19 protein-coding genes are annotated in these 13,083 nt (G+C 63.8%); 9 read left to right on the plus strand and 10 right to left on the minus strand.

Going from position 1 to position 13,083, the window contains the following annotated elements:
* Window positions 1-69: 69 nt before the first annotated feature.
* A complete protein-coding gene (locus tag IVB18_RS09655) occupies window positions 70-423 on the minus strand; it encodes a hypothetical protein (RefSeq protein ID WP_247988944.1) in 354 nt (117 codons plus the stop codon).
* Between the two features lie 172 nt (window positions 424-595).
* On the minus strand, window positions 596-1,672 hold the full coding sequence (locus IVB18_RS09660; RefSeq protein ID WP_247988945.1) for an alpha/beta fold hydrolase: 1,077 nt from the start codon (window positions 1,670-1,672) through the stop codon (window positions 596-598).
* A 124-nt stretch (window positions 1,673-1,796) separates the two neighbouring features.
* Here IVB18_RS09660 and IVB18_RS09665 point away from each other — a divergent pair, with 124 nt between their 5' ends.
* Both IVB18_RS09665 and IVB18_RS09670 read left to right on the plus strand, forming a co-directional pair.
* The gene (locus IVB18_RS09665) at window positions 1,797-2,063 is read left to right on the plus strand and encodes a DUF2277 domain-containing protein (protein WP_247988946.1); all 267 of its coding nucleotides are present in this window, start codon (window positions 1,797-1,799) and stop codon (window positions 2,061-2,063) included.
* A gap of 97 nt (window positions 2,064-2,160) precedes the next feature.
* Window positions 2,161-2,382 carry a hypothetical protein gene (locus tag IVB18_RS09670; RefSeq protein ID WP_247988947.1) on the plus strand — a complete coding sequence of 74 codons (222 nt, stop codon included), beginning with the start codon at window positions 2,161-2,163 and terminating at the stop codon, window positions 2,380-2,382.
* A gap of 85 nt (window positions 2,383-2,467) precedes the next feature.
* On the opposite strand, the gene IVB18_RS09675 is transcribed toward IVB18_RS09670, so the two are convergent.
* Entirely contained in the window at window positions 2,468-2,716 is a 249-nt protein-coding gene (locus tag IVB18_RS09675; protein ID WP_247988948.1) for a helix-turn-helix domain-containing protein, read from the minus strand.
* A 247-nt stretch (window positions 2,717-2,963) separates the two neighbouring features.
* Window positions 2,964-3,731, minus strand: a complete 768-nt coding sequence (locus tag IVB18_RS09680; RefSeq protein ID WP_247988949.1) for an SDR family oxidoreductase — start codon at window positions 3,729-3,731, stop codon at window positions 2,964-2,966.
* A gap of 111 nt (window positions 3,732-3,842) precedes the next feature.
* On the opposite strand from IVB18_RS09680, the gene IVB18_RS09685 reads away from it, so the two are divergent.
* Complete coding sequence (locus IVB18_RS09685) at window positions 3,843-4,328, plus strand: J domain-containing protein (RefSeq protein ID WP_247988950.1); 486 nt, start codon at window positions 3,843-3,845, stop codon at window positions 4,326-4,328.
* Between the two features lie 61 nt (window positions 4,329-4,389).
* Window positions 4,390-4,932 (plus strand): transposase, encoded by a 543-nt coding sequence (locus tag IVB18_RS09690; RefSeq protein WP_247988951.1) that lies wholly within the window; start codon window positions 4,390-4,392, stop codon window positions 4,930-4,932.
* A gap of 65 nt (window positions 4,933-4,997) precedes the next feature.
* Here IVB18_RS09690 and IVB18_RS09695 read toward each other — a convergent pair whose 3' ends face one another.
* From IVB18_RS09695 to IVB18_RS09705, 3 genes are all read right to left on the minus strand, one after another.
* Window positions 4,998-5,636, minus strand: coding sequence for a hypothetical protein (locus IVB18_RS09695; protein ID WP_247988952.1), 639 nt, complete (start codon window positions 5,634-5,636; stop codon window positions 4,998-5,000).
* 225 nt (window positions 5,637-5,861) lie between these two features.
* Complete coding sequence (locus IVB18_RS09700) at window positions 5,862-6,122, minus strand: hypothetical protein (RefSeq protein WP_247988953.1); 261 nt, start codon at window positions 6,120-6,122, stop codon at window positions 5,862-5,864.
* A 114-nt stretch (window positions 6,123-6,236) separates the two neighbouring features.
* Window positions 6,237-6,623, minus strand: a complete 387-nt coding sequence (locus IVB18_RS09705; RefSeq protein ID WP_247988954.1) for a RidA family protein — start codon at window positions 6,621-6,623, stop codon at window positions 6,237-6,239.
* A 438-nt stretch (window positions 6,624-7,061) separates the two neighbouring features.
* Here IVB18_RS09705 and IVB18_RS09710 point away from each other — a divergent pair, with 438 nt between their 5' ends.
* Complete coding sequence (locus tag IVB18_RS09710) at window positions 7,062-7,496, plus strand: hypothetical protein (RefSeq protein WP_247988955.1); 435 nt, start codon at window positions 7,062-7,064, stop codon at window positions 7,494-7,496.
* A gap of 102 nt (window positions 7,497-7,598) precedes the next feature.
* Here IVB18_RS09710 and IVB18_RS09715 read toward each other — a convergent pair whose 3' ends face one another.
* A complete protein-coding gene (locus IVB18_RS09715; protein WP_247988956.1) occupies window positions 7,599-8,294 on the minus strand; it encodes a glutathione S-transferase family protein in 696 nt (231 codons plus the stop codon).
* Between the two features lie 11 nt (window positions 8,295-8,305).
* Window positions 8,306-8,698, minus strand: a complete 393-nt coding sequence (locus IVB18_RS09720) for a hypothetical protein (protein ID WP_247988957.1) — start codon at window positions 8,696-8,698, stop codon at window positions 8,306-8,308.
* 186 nt (window positions 8,699-8,884) lie between these two features.
* Between IVB18_RS09720 and IVB18_RS09725 the strand changes: the two genes are divergently transcribed.
* The 3 genes from IVB18_RS09725 to IVB18_RS09735 all read left to right on the plus strand — a co-directional run bounded on the left by IVB18_RS09725 (window position 8,885) and on the right by IVB18_RS09735 (window position 11,974).
* Window positions 8,885-10,465: an outer membrane beta-barrel protein gene (locus tag IVB18_RS09725; RefSeq protein WP_247988958.1), complete on the plus strand. Its 1,581-nt coding sequence runs from the start codon at window positions 8,885-8,887 to the stop codon at window positions 10,463-10,465.
* Window positions 10,466-10,711: 246 nt separating this feature from the next.
* Window positions 10,712-11,149, plus strand: coding sequence for a VOC family protein (locus tag IVB18_RS09730; protein ID WP_247988959.1), 438 nt, complete (start codon window positions 10,712-10,714; stop codon window positions 11,147-11,149).
* A gap of 96 nt (window positions 11,150-11,245) precedes the next feature.
* Entirely contained in the window at window positions 11,246-11,974 is a 729-nt protein-coding gene (locus tag IVB18_RS09735; protein WP_247988960.1) for an SDR family oxidoreductase, read from the plus strand.
* Window positions 11,975-12,124: 150 nt separating this feature from the next.
* Here IVB18_RS09735 and IVB18_RS09740 read toward each other — a convergent pair whose 3' ends face one another.
* Window positions 12,125-12,667: a mismatch-specific DNA-glycosylase gene (locus tag IVB18_RS09740; protein WP_247988961.1), complete on the minus strand. Its 543-nt coding sequence runs from the start codon at window positions 12,665-12,667 to the stop codon at window positions 12,125-12,127.
* A 185-nt stretch (window positions 12,668-12,852) separates the two neighbouring features.
* Here IVB18_RS09740 and IVB18_RS09745 point away from each other — a divergent pair, with 185 nt between their 5' ends.
* A complete protein-coding gene (locus IVB18_RS09745) occupies window positions 12,853-13,077 on the plus strand; it encodes a DUF6429 family protein (protein WP_247988962.1) in 225 nt (74 codons plus the stop codon).
* Window positions 13,078-13,083: the final 6 nt, after the last annotated feature.

Genomic DNA, 13,083 nt, shown 5'->3' on the forward strand with positions numbered 1-13,083 from the left:
CATCAGCTTCGCGTCAAACTATCTGATCTGCCCGTCTCCAGCCAACGAAATCGGGTCTGCCGCCGTCTGCTACACCGCGTCCGCCGGTACGAAGCAGCTGATGATGATGGCGCCGCGGTGATGGACGTACCACACCACGGCCTGGCCGACGGGATTGCCGCGATCGCGGATGATGGCGCGGTCGGGCACCGCCATCCACTGTCCCTCGATCGGCACCCAATAGGCGCCGTTGCGTACGTCATACTCGGTGCGATGGCCGTCGGAGATGTCGCAGCAGGGCACGCCGTTCGGCGCCATCACGCTCTTGAACCAGGCGCGGATGTCGGGCGGAACGTTGTCGTATTGGCCGTTGTCGAACGCGAACGCGGCGCTCGTCAGCGCCGTCGTCGCGGCCAGCCAAACGCACAGTGCGAGCCTGTGCATGCGATCCTCCTCATCGCGTGTCGTGCCATTGGCGCGCGATTGTCCCGCGCGTCGATTCGTATCGCTGATGCGATTAAGCCCGAGCTGTCAGCGCATTGCATGCTCAAATAATATGCGGCGTGGAGGCGCCACATATGATGCATTGCGATATGAGAACGTGGAGTCCGTCGTCCTACATCGTTCGCTGCGGCGCGGTTTGCAGCAATTGCCGGATCTGCTCGCTGTAGAATTTTGCGTTTCCAGTGGTGCCGTGGCCGCGCGTCTCGGTGCTCGCCTGGATCAGGTAAAGGCGTCCGTTCTTGACGCGCTTCATCGCAGCTTCCGTGATGCCGGTCTCGGGCGGGTTGCGCTCGTCGTCGGCGGAATTCATCAGCAGCAGCGACGCCTCGATCCGCTCCAGGCTATCAGCGGCATTGTAGTCGTGCGAGGCCTCCCACTGATAGATGAAGTCGTTGGCATCCGCCGTGACGGGTGTCGCGAGCCGCTCGTCGACGATCTTGTCGGCCTTGGCGGCCGTCGGTGCCTGCGACTGGTAGGCGAGTGTTCCGCCGATGCTCGCGATGCCGTAGGCGGTGATGGCGTACTTCATCGTGCGCGGCTGGCTCGTATAGTTGCCGCCGTTGTAGTCGGGATCGTTGCGGATGGTGTCGAGCATGATCCGGCGCAGCATCCAGTTGCGCGATGCCATCTCGGTCGGCTGCGAGGCCATCGGGATCAGAGCGTCCATCGCCTTCGGATATTTCTCCCCCCACAGCCAGGTGTGCATGCCGCCCATGGAATTGCCGATGACGAGCCGCAAATGCTTGACGCCGAGGCCTTCCGTCACCAGCCGGTATTGCGCCTCGACCATGTCGTCGTAGTCGTATTTGGGAAAGCTCGTCTTCATCCCGTCGGAGGGTTTTGACGATTTGCCGTGGCCGACGCCATCGGGAATGATGATGTAGTATTTGGACGCATCGAGCGGCTGGCCGGCTCCGAACAGCTCGCCGCCAAAGCTGGCGGCCAGCATGCTCGTGGCTGAGCCGCCAGATCCGTGCAGCACCAGCACGGGCTGGCCGCTCGGCTCGCCTACGGTGGTGTAGTGCAGCCGCAGCTCCGGCATGACCTCACCGGTGTGGAATTTGAAATCCCTGGCGATCCAGTCGCCCTGCTTGGGCGCCGGATAATCGGCAGCCGTCGCTGATATCGAGATGGCCGGCAATGAGATGGACAGCAGAACCGCCGACAGCACCGCGCAACAAGTCTTCATGTTCCTCTCCCCAAGCGACTCGTAATCTGCGGCCGCATAGCGGGAACTTTAGCAGAACCGTCCGGAACGATGTAGGATTTCGGCTCCGCCGATCGTCTTTGAGGGAAACATCGGGAGAGACTGCATGTGCCGTAACATCAAGACGCTGTTCAACTTCGAGCCGGCGGCGACGGAGGACGAGATTCATGCCAGCGCGCTCCAGTTCGTGCGCAAGCTGTCCGGCTTCAACAGGCCGTCGCAGGCCAACGAGGCGGCCTTCGACCGCGCGGTCGCCGAGGTGTCTGAGGCCGCGCGCCGGCTGCTAACCTCGCTGCACACTCACGCGCCGGCGCGCGACCGCGAAACCGAGGCGGAAAAGGCGAAGGAGCGCTCGCGGCTGCGCTTCGGTTAGTCAGCGCTCGCGTAAGCTCCGTGATCTGGCTCACGGTCAGAGCGGCGTTAACGCGCGATGGTGTTCGCCGGGGTTTTGACAACCCGGGAGCACGACCATGAGCCGCCCCCTTCTTCCGCTGAAAGCAGGTGCCCTCGTCTTCACGATGCTGTGGACGGCATGGATGATGTGGTGGAGCGGCTCGTTCAGCAGCGCCAACGTCGTCATCCTGGCCTTGTGCGGCACGGTGGTCGGCTATCTCTGGTATCGCGCCATGCGCTGGCAGTTCGAGCGCATGGGTATGGTGCCGCGCAAGGATGACTCCTCAAGCGCTTCCTGAAACAGACGCATGTCCCGCACGCGCGCGCCGCTAGTTCCGCCGGCGCATCGCGCCGGGCTTGATCAACATCAATCGGCGGGACGCGCTAGTCCTGATATGCGGGCACGTCGATGCCGGAAGCGGCGTAGAGCCTGATCTTGTTGCGCAGCGTTCGCACCGACAGACCGAGCACGCGCGCCGCGCGCGTGCGGTTGCCGTCGCAGCGAAGCAGCGTCTGGAGCACCAGCTCGCGCTCGATCTCGTCGACGGTCGCGCCGATCAGAAGCGGAACGATCTGGCTGGGAGCAAGGAATTGTGCGCCCTCTTCGGGCGCCGCGACATGAACAGTGGTCATCAACATAACTCCCCGATCAACGCCCGCTTCCATCGTTGGAAGCGGATCGAGAACAGACGACCCCCAAGCCGTAGATCTACGGTGAGCGGGTTTGGTTAATGAAAGGTTAACCGCCGGCGAATGCGCGAATTGACCTTGGGATTGCCGCGAAGTCGTCGCGATTGGCACGGTTTGCATAGTGTTGCGGCCCGATCTCGCTCCACAAATTCACTGTCATCGCGCATGTGGAGAGAGCATCGCGCTTCGGTCACACCGTGCGATAGCCGCCGTCCACCATCACGATCGTTCCCGTGACGTAGGACGACAGATCCGACGCGAGGAAGATCGCGGGGCCTACGATATCGTCGGGCTTGCCGGTGCGCGCGAGCGGGGTGTGGTCGACGAAGGCCTGCACCAGCGCCGGATTGGTGGCGCGCACATTGGCGTTGATGTTGGTCTCGATGAAGCCGGGCCCGATCGCATTGACGCGCACGCCCTCCTTGCCGAGTTCGACCGCGAGCGCCTTGGTGAAGCCGAGCACGCCGTGCTTCGAGGTCGTGTACGCGGCCGAGCTTGGCGTGCGCAGATGCACGAAGGACTGGATCGAGCCGATATTGACGATGCGGCCCTTGCTCGCGCGCAAGGGAGCCAGGAACGCCTGCGTCATGTTGAAGACGCCGTTGAGATTGAGCGAGATGATGTCGTTCCAGTCCTTTGCCACCGTCTCCGTATCCGCGGTGAAGGCGTTGCGGCGGGTGATGCCGGCATTGTTGACGAGGATCGAGACCTGTCCGACCTTGTCGGCGACCTGCTTGGCCAGCGCGAAACAATCGTCACGCTTGGTCACGTCGAGCGCGAAGCTCTCGGCCTTACCGCCGGCCTTGCGGATCTCCAGGGCGGCTTCCGCCACCGTGTCGGCATTGACGTCGAGCAGCACGATCTGCGCGCCCTCGCGTGCGTAGCCTGCCGCGATCGCCCGGCCGATGCCGGAACCGGCGCCCGTGACGACAGCGATGTGGTTTGCGAGCAACGCCATGACATTTTCCTCCCGGATTCGTTTCGAAGTTTCATGAAAGGCTAACTCGAAATTAAGGGGTCGGAAACGGCGGCCTTGGCATACTGATCTTGATTGCTAAACGTTGCGCGCATGATGGAACGGCTTGAATCCTGGAAACTGGCGCTCGAGCGCCTGCGGTCGGCGGAGTCCGCCGACTGGGCCGAGGCTGGCCGGGTCGTGGCCGAGATCGTGCGGATGAGCACCGATGCCACGCTGCGGCAGGCGGCCGGCCAGGCGCTTCCCGTGCTGCGCCAGGCCGTCGACAATGACGATCGCAGCGTCACGCTGGCGGCGCAGCGCCGCATCTGTGTGATCCTCGAGGTCATCCACGACCTGACCGCGCCGCGCTTCGGCCGCCGCAACGCCATGCCGAAGAAGCTTTCCGGCGAGGATCGCGCGCGCAGGATGCTTGGCCTGCCACTGGCGGTGCAGCTCACCTGCGACGACATCAATCAGGCTTATCGCCGTGCCGCCAAGGGCAAGCATCCCGACCAGGGCGGCAGCGCGCAAGCCTTCATCGACCTCGCCGCCGCGCGCGACATCCTCATTCATCCCGGCGCCCACAAGGACGCGTGAGAGCACATATGCTATCCTGTAGCCCGGATGAGCGAAGCGATATCCGGGACAGGTCTAGCCCATGGTTCTGTACCGCAGAAATTTTCTTCCCGGCGGCACTTATTTCTTCACCGTGACACTTTCGGATCGCCGGTCAAGTCTACTGGTCGAGAACATTGATGCGCTACGCGCCGCCTTTCGGACGGCTCGAAAGGAGCGTCCGTTCGAGATTGAAGCAGTCGTAATCCTTCGGGATCATCTGCATGCCATCATGAAACTTCCGGTCGATGACTCCGACGTCGCAGGACGCTGGCGCAGGATCAAGGGGCATTTCAGCAGCGCGCTACTCCATGTCGGTGCTGATATTGCGCGTCACGCCAATGGGGAACTGGCGCTATGGCAGCGTCGCTACTGGGAGCATACGATCCGCGACGAAGATGACTTCGCGCGCCATGTCGACTATGTTCACTTCAACCCGGTCAAACACGGCTACGTTCGCCGCGTGGCTGACTGGCCCCATTCGTCCTTTCACCGCCATGTGCGGGCAGGGTTGCTTCCTGAAGATTGGGCCGGTGATGCCGGCGAAGGTGCGGGTGCGTTCGGGGAGCCTGCGGAGGGGACTTGATTCGGGACGAAGACCCGGATGTCGCTTCGCTCATCCGGGCTACAAGGAACTTCAAGAGGTGGGCCTCAGCTCTTATTCACGCAGCTCGGATAGGGCGCGGCTTCGCCCGACACGATCGGGCAGAGATCGATCGGGCGCAGCTCGCGCAGGCGCGTCTGCCAGCGCTCGTCGTTGACCTGCGGCTCGTCGCTTTCCGCGCCGCGTTCGGCCCATTGGATGGTGTAGTAGTCGGTCGCGCCCTTCAGCGTGATCAAGAGCGCGGTCTCGCTGTGCCGGGTCGGTCCGCTGTCGACCCTGCCGCAGCCGATGACGGCGACGAAGCCTTCGAAGCGGCCGAAGGTCGTGGCGCCGAGCGGCTTCGCCGCAAAACTGTCGGGGCAGGCCGACTTGAAGCCGCCCGCGATCGAGCCTGCGAGCTTCTCCGGCGATGCATCGGGATTTGAAGTCAGGCCCTTCTCGCCGGTCACCGTGATCATCTGGGTCCAGCGTTCGGGCGTCTCGCCCTTCAGCACGGCTTCGCGGATGTAGTGGCCGCCCTTGGTGTTCTCGAACACCACGACGAAATTCGACGGCATCGAGAAGGAGACGAGCTGGCCGAAGATCGGCGAGATCACGCGGAACGATTGCGGGGCCTGCGCCTGCGCCACGCAGGCGAGCGCGAACGATGCGGCCAGCAGGGTTGCCTTCGTCGTCGACGCGCGCATCGATCGAAATCCTGCCAGGTGCAGTGGGAGGGGTGGGTGGGACGCTTGGGGGTGCGCCCCGGACAAGATGTGAGTAGGGCGCAAGTTGCGACAGGTTCAAAATGGGCAAGCGAAAATACTGGAATTTCGCTGAAAAATAAGGGCCGCGCCGCCGCGGGCCCCCGAAAAAGCGAAGGCGGGCTGCCTGCGCAACCCGCCTTCAAATCCGTTCTGCTGTGAACCAGCTCAGAGCGTGCAGCGGCGCTCCGCGCGCAGCTTGATCTGGAGATCCGAAGCCGCGGTGAAGGTCGGGAGCGGCTTGCTGACGATCTTGTAGGTCGAAGCTCCCCACTGGAACGGCTTGTACTTGAGGTCCTCGTTCCAGACCTGGCAGATGCCGGTGTTGTCCCAGCGGATCACGTAATAGCCGACCGCCGCCGACGCCGGCACGGCAAACACGGAGGTGGCGATGCCGGCAACGGCACAGAGGGCGAGAACGCGACGCATGAAATATCTCCTGATGGGGAACGTGACCGGAAACTGGTGCGGCAAAACTGCGCGGCTGGCAAGCCGGGGCGCCGGCCGATCACGGATATGTCAGCCGGCAGCCTGTCCCGCGGATCATCCCTTCGCCAGCGATGCCACCGCCTCGATCTCGATCAGCATCTTCGGGTCGGGCAGCGCCTGCACCACGCAGGTGGTGCGCGCGGGGTAGGGCGGCGGGCCGAACGCGCCGGCATAGAGCGCGTTCATCGCGGCAACGTCGGAGGTGCGGGTCAAGAGCACGTTGACCTTGACGAGATCGCGCGTGGTGGCGCCGGCTTCGTCGAGTACGCGCTTGATGTTGACGACGACATTGGCGAACTGCGCGTCGAAGCCATCAGGCAGCGCGCCGCCGGCATCGAAGCCGGGAATGCCGGAGATGAACAGGAGGTCGCCGACGCGCGCGGCAAAGGACAGCGGCGGCGCCTTCACGTGCGGCGGGGGCGCAAAATGCTGGATCGGCATGGGTCACCTCGGATGGGACGGTGGCGTCGCTCGCATCAACGTAGCGACATGCGGGACCCGCTCCAACAAAAAACGCGAAAACAACCCCATGCAAAGTAGAAATCGCTAGCCTTTTTCGCCTCCAGCAACGCCGCGAATACATTTGACTCGTCGGGCAAAACACCAGCACAATTGCATCGTAGGCGTGGCGTGGTTTGCGGCACCACCGGCGTCATGCCCCGGCTTGACCGGGGCATCCAGTACGCCGCGGCGCCTCGGTTCAATCGTTGATGTCTGGAATACTGGATCGCCCGGTCAAGCCGGGCGATGACAGTTGAACGCGCCGCTGCACCTCACGTCTCACGTCCGCTTCATCATTTTGCCGCCGCGATCGATCGGATAAATTCACTTCGTCTGATTCGATTCCACCCTTGAAAAAATAGCCCCCGGAGACGCCCCATGAAGATCGCTTCCACCTTGCGCGCCGCGCTGGTCGCCATTGCCGCTCTCGCCGGCCTCTCGACCGCGGCGCAGGCCGACGGCGGCACCGTGGTGCTGACGATCTACAAGGCGGGCTGGTTCATCGGCGGCTCGGGCGGGAGCGGCGTGCTCAACTTCCGCGGCCGCTCCTATTCGCTCTCCACCGGCGGGCTCGACTACGGCCTCGTGTTCGGCGGCTCCAAGACCGTGCTGCGCGGCCGCGTCTCCAACATCAACCGTCCCTCCGATGTCGCCGGCGTCTACGGCGCCGCCGGTGCCGGCCTCGCGATCGGCCGCGGCGCCCGCGCCATCGTGCTCACCAATCAGAAGGGCGCGGTGCTGGAATTGACGGGTACGCAGGTCGGGTTGATGGCGAACGCCGATCTGAGCGGGTTGGCGATCACGATGCGGTAGGGGCGCCTCGAATCTCAATTCGTAGCCCGCATGAGCGTTTGCGACATGCGGGGGCAACTCTCGGCCCCGGATGTCGCTTCGCCCATCCGGGCTACGCTCCCGTCACGCTCCACCGACCGCCGCATGAATCGTCTCGCAATGCGTGACGAGATTTTCGTGCGTATCGACGAACGCCTTGATCGGCGTCGGGATCGGCAGGAAATAGATGTTGGCGATGAAGCCGTAGACGCCGGCGTCGATGCTGGTCGGCCCCTCACCATGCACAAAACCCTCCGCAGGCACGATCTCGGCCAGAACCTGGAGGTCGGCGAGTCCCCGCGCGTAGGCCTGTTCGGGCGTGTAGCGACCGATGCCCTGGAAATGATAGCGCTGCGCGTTGTAGGCTTTTGCCTTGTCCAGCCCTGCCGCGTCGATCTGCTTGTGCTGTGCCATGAAGGCATCGCGAAACGCCGGATAATAGCGCTCGTCCTTCCAGCGCGAATACGACATCACCCAGTAGAGATCGTCGAGCATGCGCGTGACGAGGTGATTGGTCCGGCGCTCGGCCGCCGACAGCCCCGCGTCGATAGTCAGGCGGTATTTTGCGATTGCGTGCGCGATGATCGTCTCGCTGTCGCCGATGGTCTCGCCGTCATCCATAATATAAGGAAGCTGCCCGCGCGGCGCAGCGGAGGCATCGAACAGGTGCTTGTGCATGAACGAAACGCCCGCGAACCTGAGGAAGGCGTAGACTTTCAGGCCATATCCGTTGTTGTCTGCGACACCGAACAATTCCGGGTAGGAATAGAGGGTCAGCATCGTCGCTCCCTTTAGCGAGCCGGCATCTTGGCTCGTTGTTCGGTGATGAGTGCTTGCGCACGCTTTGCGGAGCGGATCATCAGAAACGATCCCGAGTTGCCCGGCAGCCGCCAGCGCCCGTCGATCTCGGTCGCCTCCGCATTCACCACGCCTTCGTAATGGACCGTGTCGAAGCCGTAGCCGGGCGGCTCGTAACGCTTGACGAACGAGACCGCGCTGCCGGAGCGGTGCCCCGCGATCGAAGCGTGGTGGGTGCTCAGCGGGCAATGCGGGTTGGTGCAAGGCTCGCTCACGCTCCCGCCGAGCGCGCCACCGGCCTCGACGAGTGTCGCGGTGAATGTGACCATTCCCGTGCCCGGTTGAATGTAGGTGCCGTCCCAAACACCGGAGAGATCATCGCTCATTGCGGCGGCTTCCTGGAGTGACGCGAGCCGGTCGCCCCGGCTGTTCCATCTGGAGTCGTATCGCCGCAGTGACGCGCTTGCAACAGTCCGGCCAATTGTGCGCGATGTCGTTCGATCGGAGGACGATGGGCGTCGTCTGTTCGAAGTATGGGATTCGGGCTGAATATCTCATCACCAAGGTCCGACATGCAACGTTCATTGACCCGCCGAAAGATGCCGTCCTTGTGGGGTGGCGCGGCGCTTCTGGCCGGAATGGCGCTCGCCGGACCGGCGCTGGCCGCGGATATTGCGCCAAAACCGTTCACCAAGGCGGCGCCGCTCGTGGCGTCGTCGTGGACCGGCTTCTACGCCGGGCTTGGCCTCGGCTTTCGATCGACGCGAGCCGATCTCACCACAACGTCGGTGCTGTTCGACGGCGTTCCCCGTGACCTGAGCCAGAGCGTCGTCAACCAGCCGTTCAACGGCACCGGTTTTCGCGCCAGTCCCTATGCCGGCTTCAACTGGCAGGTGGCACCACACTGGGTCGTCGGTGTCGAAGGCGACGTCGGATTCGGCGACCAGACCACCGTACTCCCCGGGTTCCGCTCCTCGCCCCGGTTCGGCTCGTCCACTTTCGTGATTGACAGCCTCTCGGTCAAAGCCGGCTGGGACGCAAGCGTGCGCGGCCGCATGGGCTATCTCCTGACGCCGGCGACGCTGGTCTATGCCACCGGCGGCCTGGCCTGGCAGCACTATGACATCACCTCGGTCTGCGTCAGCGGCATCTGCACCGGCAACGGTGTGGCGCCTGCCGTGGTGTCGAACTCCGTCACCAAAACAGGCTGGACGCTCGGCGGCGGCATCGAGACCGCGCTGTGGGGCAACTGGCTGCTGCGTGCCGAATACCGCTATGCCGATTTCGGCACCGCGCCGTTCACCATCACGCGCACCGCGACCGCAGGCACGGCGCTCACGATCGACAATTTCGATGCCAAGCTCAGAACGCATACTGCGAGCGTCGGCCTCGCCTACAAGTTCGGCGAACCCGTCATCGGCCGTTCGCATCCGCTATCCGCGCAGGCCGCAATCCTGCCGTCCTGGACCGGCGCCTATGCCGGCTTCGGCCTCGGCGCCCGCGCCGCGCAAACCGATCTCACCGCGACGACGGAAACGCGCGCCGGCTTTGCCACCGATCTCACCGGGCGCGCCAACTCTCGCCCGTTCGACAACACCGCGTTCCGCGCCAACCCCTATGTCGGCTATCTCTGGCAGTTCGCCCCGCAATGGACCGCAGGCGTCGAGGGCGATTTTGGTTTTGCCGACCGCACCACCACGCGCAGCGGCTTCACCAACATATCGCTCGCCGATTCCCAGTCGCCCGGCGAGAGCACGGCGATCCGCAGCAAATGGGACGCCAGCCTGCGGGGCCGGCTCGGCTATCTCGTGACACCGCAGACGCTGCTCTACGCGACCGGCGGCGTGGCCTGGCAGAATTTCCAGCTGACCTCGACCTGCGTCAGCGTCGTCTGCGGCCTTTTCGGGTTGGCGCCGGCAATCATCACGGGGTCGACCACAAAAGCAGGGTGGACGGCCGGCGGCGGCATCGAAACTGCGCTCTTCGGCCACTGGCTGGCGCGTGCCGAATACCGTTATGCCGACTACGGCAGTTCGTCCTTCACCGTCGCGCGATCCGCCACCGACGCCGGGCGCAATCCGACCGTCAACACCTACGACGTGACGATGCGGACGCATCTGGCGACGTTCGGGGTGACCTATCGGTTTGAGTGAAGGGGGCGGCGAAGGAAGTCTTGTAGCCCGCAAGAGCGCAGCGACATGCGGGAACCGTGGCCCCGGATATCGCTGCGCTCATCCGGGCTACGCTACTGTGGTGCCCGGCGGCCCCGGGTGGCCCAATCTGGCGGGCCGGAACCGGACAAAAATGATACGCCTCTGTCGGATCGCCGGCCTCCCGTTCGTCCTTCGAGCGACCGCCACGCCTGCGCGTCTCGTTTCCAAGTCCAAGGATACCGGCCCATGACCTCCATCACGCCGTTCCTCTGGTTCGACAACAACGTTGCCGAGGCCGTCGCCTTCTACAAATCGGTGTTTCCCAACGCCAAAATCGAGACCGTCAGCGACTTCATGGCGGTGTTCGAGCTCGAAGGGCAGCGCTTCAATGCGCTCAACGGCGGGCCGCAATACCGCTTCAACGAGGCGGTGTCGTTCTTCATCAGTGTCGAGACCCAGGAGGAGGTGGACTATTTCTGGACCAGGCTCACCGCCGACGGCGGCGCGGAATCCAGATGCGGCTGGCTCAAGGACAAGTTCGGCCTGTCCTGGCAGGTGATCCCCGCCGCGCTTAGCCGCTATCTCGGCGACCCCGACCGCACCAAGGCCAATCGCGTCATGCAGGCCATGATGCAGATGGGGAAGCTCGTGATTGCGGATCTGGACAAGGCGTATGCGGGGTGAGGGGCGGGGAGAACGGCGGCGCTCGTTTGTCCCCGACAACCTCGCCCGGGATCGCTATACTCCGGATCCTGGTGACCTCGGCAAGATGGGGATCCTATGGCGAGAGAATTGGATGGCAAGGTTGCGGCCGTGACCGGGGCCGCGTCGGGCATCGGATTGGCGAGTACCGAGGCGATGCTGGCCGCGGGCGCGCGCGTGGTGATGGTCGACCGTGACGAGGCCGCGCTGAAGGCGCTCTGCAACAAGCATGGCGACGCAGTGATCCCGCTGCTCGTCGACCTGCTGGACCCGAAAGACTGCGCAACGCTGCTGCCGCGCGTTTTGGAGAAGGCAGGCCAGCTCGACATCCTGCATGCGAATGCGGGGACGTATGTCGGCGGCGATTTGGTCGATGCCGACACTATGGCTATCGACCGGATGCTGAACCTGAATGTCAACGTCGTGATGAAAAATGTGCACGACGTGCTGCCTCACATGATCGAGCGCCGGACCGGCGACATCATCGTCACGAGTTCCCTGGCGGCCCATTTTCCGACGCCGTGGGAACCGGTCTATGCGTCGTCCAAATGGGCGATCAACTGCTTTGTCCAGACGGTGCGGCGCCAGGTCTTCAAGCACGGCATCCGCGTCGGCTCGATCTCGCCCGGCCCGGTGGTCAGCGCACTGCTCGCGGACTGGCCACCCGAGAAGCTCAGGGAAGCCCGGGAGTCGGGAAGCCTGCTGGAGGCCAGCGAAGTGGCCGACGTGGTGATGTTCATGTTGACGCGGCCACGTGGCATGACAATACGTGACGTGGTGATGCTGCCGACCAATTTCGATCTTTAGGGCGCTCCACGCGTGCTGACGGTGCCAACTCCTCATGGCAAGGAGGCGCGCAAGCGCCGTCTCCGGACGATGCTTTGCATCGCTCGGAGAACCATGAAGGCCCGTATCTCGCCCGCGGTCATCCTTCGAGACGACCGCTTCGCGGTCTCCTCAGGATGAGGTCTGTACGCGTTGAGCGTCCTGCACAGTGATCCATGCCGCAAGCTCGCGCCACGGCTCAAATGTCCAGTGACCGGACGCGGCGCCGGACGGCGAGGGGAGCACGAATATGTCCGGCAAGCTCCCGTCTGATTGCTGCCGGCCGAGCGAAATTACACTGGACAGCCTGCCGTAGAACAGGCTCGCCGCCTTCTTGCTCGTGAACGCAATCGCCCTCGGGCGATACGTTTCGATCTTGGCCTTGAAGCCCGGCACGTCGATCGAATGCGCGGGGATCTGGTGATCCATCCCGGCGCCCGACTTGGAGAGATCGGTGAAGCCGATCCCGAGCTCAAGCAGCGCGGCGAACTCGCTCGGCTGGTAGCGCCGCGGCGTGATGCCTGCCTCATGGATCGCGCGCCAGAAGCGGTTGCCGGGATGGGCGTAGTAGTGCCCGACGGCGGCCGAGCGCGTGCTGGCGGCGGTGCCGACGAAGATGAGGCGGAGGTTGGGGCGGAACTGGTCGGGGAGGCGGTGGAGGGACGTTTCGGGCAAATCAATCATCCTGAGCGTTGTAGCCCGCATGAGCGTCAGCGACATGCGGGTCAACTGTCAGTCCCGGACGTCGCTTCGCTCATCCAGGCTGCGCTTCCCCGTAAGACCAATGAGCGCGTTGGAAGACCATTGCGGATTGAGTATTGCCGAATAGGATGGCGTCAACCGCTCTGTCGGAGGTCAGGATGGCCATCAACAAGGACAAGGTCGACGACGCAGCGCTGGCCCTACTCTATCTGACCCTGCACGATCAATATCGGGCATGGAAGGGATTCGATTGGGATGTGCTGGGCCGCCTGCATGACAAGGGCATGATTCACGATCCCGTTGGCAAGGTAAAGTCGGTGGTGTTCACGCCTGAGGGACTTGAACGCGCGAAGACACTGTTCAAGGAGTTGTTCGAGGAATAAAAGGCC

Origin of the sequence: Bradyrhizobium sp. 186, assembly GCF_023101685.1 — a bacterium.
Taxonomy (GTDB): domain Bacteria; phylum Pseudomonadota; class Alphaproteobacteria; order Rhizobiales; family Xanthobacteraceae; genus Bradyrhizobium.

Excerpts from the sequence above, each read along its gene's own strand:
- IVB18_RS09655 (WP_247988944.1), bottom strand. The coding sequence starts at position 423 with ATGCACAGGCTCGCACTGTGCGTTTGGCTGGCCGCGACGACGGCGCTG.
- IVB18_RS09710 (WP_247988955.1), top strand. The coding sequence starts at position 7,062 with ATGAAGATCGCTTCCACCTTGCGCGCCGCGCTGGTCGCCATTGCCGCT.
- IVB18_RS09670 (WP_247988947.1), top strand. The coding sequence starts at position 2,161 with ATGAGCCGCCCCCTTCTTCCGCTGAAAGCAGGTGCCCTCGTCTTCACG.
- IVB18_RS09685 (WP_247988950.1), top strand. The coding sequence starts at position 3,843 with ATGATGGAACGGCTTGAATCCTGGAAACTGGCGCTCGAGCGCCTGCGG.
- IVB18_RS09745 (WP_247988962.1), top strand. The coding sequence starts at position 12,853 with ATGGCCATCAACAAGGACAAGGTCGACGACGCAGCGCTGGCCCTACTC.
- IVB18_RS09680 (WP_247988949.1), bottom strand. The coding sequence starts at position 3,731 with ATGGCGTTGCTCGCAAACCACATCGCTGTCGTCACGGGCGCCGGTTCC.
- IVB18_RS09660 (WP_247988945.1), bottom strand. The coding sequence starts at position 1,672 with ATGAAGACTTGTTGCGCGGTGCTGTCGGCGGTTCTGCTGTCCATCTCA.
- IVB18_RS09730 (WP_247988959.1), top strand. The coding sequence starts at position 10,712 with ATGACCTCCATCACGCCGTTCCTCTGGTTCGACAACAACGTTGCCGAG.
- IVB18_RS09715 (WP_247988956.1), bottom strand. The coding sequence starts at position 8,294 with ATGCTGACCCTCTATTCCTACCCGGAATTGTTCGGTGTCGCAGACAAC.
- IVB18_RS09720 (WP_247988957.1), bottom strand. The coding sequence starts at position 8,698 with ATGAGCGATGATCTCTCCGGTGTTTGGGACGGCACCTACATTCAACCG.
- IVB18_RS09665 (WP_247988946.1), top strand. The coding sequence starts at position 1,797 with ATGTGCCGTAACATCAAGACGCTGTTCAACTTCGAGCCGGCGGCGACG.
- IVB18_RS09735 (WP_247988960.1), top strand. The coding sequence starts at position 11,246 with ATGGCGAGAGAATTGGATGGCAAGGTTGCGGCCGTGACCGGGGCCGCG.
- IVB18_RS09675 (WP_247988948.1), bottom strand. The coding sequence starts at position 2,716 with ATGACCACTGTTCATGTCGCGGCGCCCGAAGAGGGCGCACAATTCCTT.
- IVB18_RS09700 (WP_247988953.1), bottom strand. The coding sequence starts at position 6,122 with ATGCGTCGCGTTCTCGCCCTCTGTGCCGTTGCCGGCATCGCCACCTCC.
- IVB18_RS09705 (WP_247988954.1), bottom strand. The coding sequence starts at position 6,623 with ATGCCGATCCAGCATTTTGCGCCCCCGCCGCACGTGAAGGCGCCGCCG.
- IVB18_RS09690 (WP_247988951.1), top strand. The coding sequence starts at position 4,390 with ATGGTTCTGTACCGCAGAAATTTTCTTCCCGGCGGCACTTATTTCTTC.
- IVB18_RS09695 (WP_247988952.1), bottom strand. The coding sequence starts at position 5,636 with ATGCGCGCGTCGACGACGAAGGCAACCCTGCTGGCCGCATCGTTCGCG.
- IVB18_RS09725 (WP_247988958.1), top strand. The coding sequence starts at position 8,885 with ATGCAACGTTCATTGACCCGCCGAAAGATGCCGTCCTTGTGGGGTGGC.